The following is a 430-nucleotide window of genomic DNA, read 5'->3' as shown; positions in this document are numbered from 1 at the left end:
GGATCACATCAAGGCACTGTATGCCTCCTATCAGTCCGAGATCAGCTCGCTGGAAGGCAACTTGCGCGGTCAGTGGACGAGCACGTTCAAGCCGATATGGGAGAGCTATGCCAAGGCGGGTTATGGCGAGCGCTACACCTCGCTGCAACTGGCTTATGCGCGGGGCTTTGAAAACGTGCTTTACGGCCTCTGGGACGGTATTGCGCAGCTGTACCAGTGGTTGGCAGACATCAAGCCCAACAGCGAAAAGCTCCTGCAGTACCTCTCCCAAGCCGAGCTTGGAGCGCTCCTGAAGCTCAGTCATGAGGCGATTGCCAAAGGATTGTTGATTCTCAGCAACAGCAGGTTGAGCAACACCTCGGTGGTGATTTCCCCGAGCAACTCAAACATGTAATGCGGCGGCAGCATGCGCATCCAACTGACCATCGCG

Annotated in this window: 1 protein-coding gene; it reads left to right on the top strand. The window is 56.3% G+C overall.

The features are described 5' to 3' along the window. Positions 1 to 394: hypothetical protein (locus HX811_RS31845; RefSeq protein ID WP_177048892.1), on the top strand; the 394-nt coding region annotated here is incomplete at its 5' end. Positions 395 to 430 lie beyond the last annotated feature (36 nt).

Origin of the sequence: Pseudomonas sp. F8002, from assembly GCF_013385495.1 — a bacterium.
GTDB lineage: Bacteria > Pseudomonadota > Gammaproteobacteria > Pseudomonadales > Pseudomonadaceae > Aquipseudomonas.
The sequence above is the reverse complement of the archived record's forward strand: the minus strand, read 5'-3'. Positions and strand labels throughout refer to the sequence as shown.